Here is a 3,826-nt window from a genome sequence, read left to right as displayed (position 1 = left end):
CGGGGCCGGTCGCGGCCGCCGTGGGAACGGCCGGGCACCTGCTGTTCCTCGGCACCGTGGTGCCGCTGCTGCGCCGGGTGGCCCGGGGTGGGACGGTCCGCTCCCGGCGGCTGCGGACCACGGCCATGCCGCTGGTGATGGTCGCCGACGTGCTGATCGTGGCCGTCGGCCTGCTCTCCGGCTGACCGGGCGGCCGGTCAGGGCTTGCGGCCCAGGCCCGCGTACATCCGGACCTTCTCCGGGTTGCGGTCCACCTCGTCCTCGGAGTCCGGCCGCCACAGCGGCACGGGCACCACCCCCGGCGCGACGAGGTCGAGTCCGTCGAAGAAGCTCTCCAGCGTGTCCCGGGAGCGCAGGCTCACGGCGGGCCACTGCCCGAACCGCAGCCCCTCGAAGATGCGGAACCCGGCGAGCACCTGGTCGTCCTCCCCGAAGTGCGACAGGGCGAGGTGACCGCCCGACGGCAGGGCGTCGACGTACGAGCGCACGAGACCGGCCGGGTCGTCCGCGTCCGGGATGTGCAGCAGCAGCTCGATCATCAGGATCGCGACCGGCCGGTCCGGGTCGATCAGCGCGGTGACCCCGGGGTGTGCGAGCAGCTCGGCGGGACGCCGGACGTCGGCCACCACGAACGCCGTGTTGTCGGTGCCGTCGAGCAACGCCCGCGAGTCCGGTTCGATCGAGGTGTCGGCGTCCACGTACACCACGCGGGCGCGGGGGTCCTCGGCATGGGCGACGTGGTGGACGTAGTGCGCGTTCGGCAGCCCGGACCCGAGATCGAGGAACTGGGTGACGCCGGCCCGCATCAGGTGGCGCACCATCCGCCGCACCAGTGACCGCTGGGCACGCACCAGGTACGGGATGTGCGGCGCGCACAGCTCGATCCGCTGCGCGAGTCGACGGTCCTCCTCGGTGTGGTTCGTGCCGTCGACCCAGTAGTCCCGGATCCGGGCGATGTTCGGCGCGACGGACGGGTCGGGATCCGTCGCGCCGATGGGGAGTCCCACGTCGAGCACGCCTCCTTGTGATCATGGGCAGTGCCGCATGTCGATGATCGTTCCCCCGACCGCCGTCAGCGATCCTACCGGCCGGAAACCCGACACCGTAGCGGCGCGCATGCGGAGCGTGACAACACCCGCGTCGCCCCACCCGGGCGGCTGACCAGCGACGCACCGGATCCGACGACCCGGACCGCGCGGCTCGGCGTCACTCCGCGTCACCTCCGATCCGATTAATCGTGATACCGGTCACATTCCGGGACGGCGGTGCTCCCCGCGGCGCCGACGACCACGGCCGGGCCCGACCGGACGGGACGGCCACGGCTACGATGACCCGCGTGCAGCACCTCCACACGGGCAAGGTCCGGGACCTCTACCGCGACCGTGGCGACCTCCTGCTCGTCGCCTCCGACCGCATCTCGGTCTACGACGTGACCCTGCCGACCCCGGTCCCGGACAAGGGTGCCCTGCTCACCCAGCTGTCGGTGTGGTGGTTCGAACGCTTCCGCGACCTCGTCGGCAATCACCTGATCTCGGCCACCGACGTGCCCGCGGAGTTCGCGGGCCGCGCCGTACGCTGCGCCCCGCTCAGCATGATCAAGGTGGAGTGCATCGCCCGCGGGTACCTCAGCGGCTCCGGTCTGCGGGAGTACCGACGGTCGGGCACGGTGTCCGGTGTGCCGCTGCCCCCGGGGCTGGAGGAGGGCAGCAGGCTCCCCGAACCGATCTTCACGCCCACCACCAAGGCCGAGACCGGGCACGACGAGGCGATCACCTTCGACGACGTCGTGGCGCAGGAGGGCCGCGACACGGCGGAGCGCCTCCGGGAACTGACGCTGCGCATCTACGAGGAGGGTGCCGCGCACGCCGCCGAGCGGGGCATCCTCGTGGCCGACACGAAACTCGAGTTCGGCTGGGACGCCGACGGGCGGCTCACCCTCGGCGACGAACTGCTGACCTCCGACTCGTCCCGGTTCTGGCCCGCCGACGAATGGGAACCCGGCAGGCCGCAGTTCGCCTTCGACAAGCAGTACGTGCGGGACTGGGCGACCTCGAGCGGGTGGGACCGGACGCCACCGGGACCGGAGATCCCCGCCGACGTGGTGGAGGCGACCCGGCGGCGCTACACCGAGGCCTACGAGCGCCTCACCGGACGGACCTGGACCGGGGTACCCACACCCGACGGGTGAGGCCCCGGGCCGAGTGACCCGGCCGGCCCGTCAACCGGGCCCCGGCCCCCGGGCGGCCGGTGGCTGCGCGTCCCCCCAGTGCGCCACGTGCAGGCACGCGGCGACGGCGAGCAGTACGGCGCCGAAGAAGATCAGACCGAAGTTCAACGTCATCGCCCCCAGCACGATCAGCCCGAGGGCGAGCGCGTCGGTGACGTAGCGCAGCACCCGCGACCGGAGCACCCCGCCGGGGCTCTCCCCCTCGCCCAACTGCCGGGCGAGGTCGGGATCGTCGTGCTCGAACCACTGCTGGATCCGTTCGAGCTCCTGCCGTTCGTGGTGGCTGAGCATGGCGTGCCCCCGAACTCGATGATCATCCGGTGTCTGCTGGAGCCTCGGTCGTCGGCCGACCGCGCACCGGAGGCCGGTCGCGGACCGGTCGCGCCCACATCGGTGGACTACCCGTCCGCGGCCCGCACAAACGGGTTTCGATCCGGCCGCAGCGGCTACCCGTGCCGGGGACTTGTCAGTGTCCGTGGACGGTGCGTGACGGCACGGGACGCGGACGTGTCGGGGCGGGAGGTGCCGGATGGCCGAACCGGCCGTGCGACTCACCTCCGCCTCGCTACGCCGCACGGCCGTCGTGTCGGCCTACCTGCTGCTCATCGTCGGCGCCCTGTGGGCGCTGACCAACGCGGTGCGGCACCTCAGTTACGTCGTGATTCCGCTGTTCGTGGCCCTGCTGCTGACCGCGATGCTGGAACCGCTGGTGAGCTGGTTGACCCGGCACCGCTGGCCCCGCCCCCTCGCGGTGTTGGGCGCGCTGATCGTCGGGCTGGTCCTCGCGGGCGGGCTGGTCACCTTCGTGGTGTTCTCCGTGCTGGACAACTTCGACGAACTGCGACGGCGGGTGTCGGAGAGCCTCGCCCAGCTGCAGCAGTGGCTCGCCGACACACCGGTGCCGATCAGCGGGGAACTGATCGGGCGGGCCCAGCAGTGGCTGGGGGGCAACCAGGCGCAGGTGATGACCCGTGCCCTGACGGCGTTCAGCACGGTCGGTTCGTTCCTGGTGGGACTCATCGTCGCGCTGGTCCTGTTCATCATGTTCATGCAGGCCGGACCGAAGTTGTGGGCGTTCACGCTGCGGCCGTGGCGCCCGGACACCCGGGAGATCGTGGACGACGCCGGGCGCCGCGCGTACCACAGCGTGGTCCTCTACGTACGGGTGACCGCGCTGGTCGCGCTGATCGACGCCCTCGGGATCGGCATCGGCCTCGGGTTCGTGGGGGTGCCGCTCACCGTGCCGTTGGCCGCGCTGGTCTTCATCGGCGGGTTCGTCCCCTACGTCGGCGCCGTGGTGTCCGGCTTCCTCGCCGTGGCCGTCACGCTCGTCAGCAACGGCCTGGTCGCCGCGCTGATCATCCTCGGGGTGGTGCTCGCCGTGCAGCAGCTGGAGGGGCAGGTGCTCCAGCCGGTGCTGCAGGGCAGCTTCACGAACCTGCACCCCGCGGTGGTCCTCGTCGCCCTGGTCATCGGCGGCGCGGAGGGCGGCATCGCGGGTGTCCTGTTCGCGGTCCCCCTCGTCGCCGCGGTGCGCGGCATCGTGCTCGCGGTGGCCGACCACCGCGACGGTCCCGCGGGCGACCCGGACGCCGCCGT

Annotated in this window: 4 protein-coding genes and 1 pseudogene; 3 read left to right on the top strand and 2 right to left on the bottom strand. The window is 72.1% G+C overall.

Features of this window, described 5'->3' with window-relative positions; translation table 11 throughout:
* A pseudogene (locus ACTIR_RS21180) lies at positions 1-185 on the top strand (4-hydroxybenzoate polyprenyltransferase); the annotation flags it as partial.
* Positions 186-197: 12 nt separating this feature from the next.
* On the opposite strand, the gene ACTIR_RS0101940 reads toward ACTIR_RS21180, so the two are convergent.
* Positions 198-1,007: an SAM-dependent methyltransferase gene (locus tag ACTIR_RS0101940; protein ID WP_411431308.1), complete on the bottom strand. Its 810-nt coding sequence runs from the start codon at positions 1,005-1,007 to the stop codon at positions 198-200.
* 320 nt (positions 1,008-1,327) lie between these two features.
* On the opposite strand from ACTIR_RS0101940, the gene ACTIR_RS0101935 reads away from it, so the two are divergent.
* Positions 1,328-2,188 (top strand): phosphoribosylaminoimidazolesuccinocarboxamide synthase, encoded by an 861-nt coding sequence (locus ACTIR_RS0101935; protein ID WP_026453025.1) that lies wholly within the window; start codon positions 1,328-1,330, stop codon positions 2,186-2,188.
* A gap of 30 nt (positions 2,189-2,218) precedes the next feature.
* Here the strand turns inward: ACTIR_RS0101935 and ACTIR_RS0101930 are convergent, their stop codons facing one another.
* A complete protein-coding gene (locus tag ACTIR_RS0101930) occupies positions 2,219-2,518 on the bottom strand; it encodes a DUF3040 domain-containing protein (protein WP_026453024.1) in 300 nt (99 codons plus the stop codon).
* A 238-nt stretch (positions 2,519-2,756) separates the two neighbouring features.
* Between ACTIR_RS0101930 and ACTIR_RS0101925 the strand changes: the two genes are divergently transcribed.
* Positions 2,757-3,826: AI-2E family transporter (locus tag ACTIR_RS0101925; RefSeq protein ID WP_026453023.1), on the top strand; the 1,070-nt coding region annotated here is incomplete at its 3' end.

Source organism: Saccharomonospora iraqiensis subsp. iraqiensis (genome assembly GCF_000430445.1).
Lineage (GTDB): Bacteria > Actinomycetota > Actinomycetes > Mycobacteriales > Pseudonocardiaceae > Saccharomonospora > Saccharomonospora iraqiensis.
The sequence above is the reverse complement of the archived record's forward strand: the minus strand, read 5'-3'. Positions and strand labels throughout refer to the sequence as shown.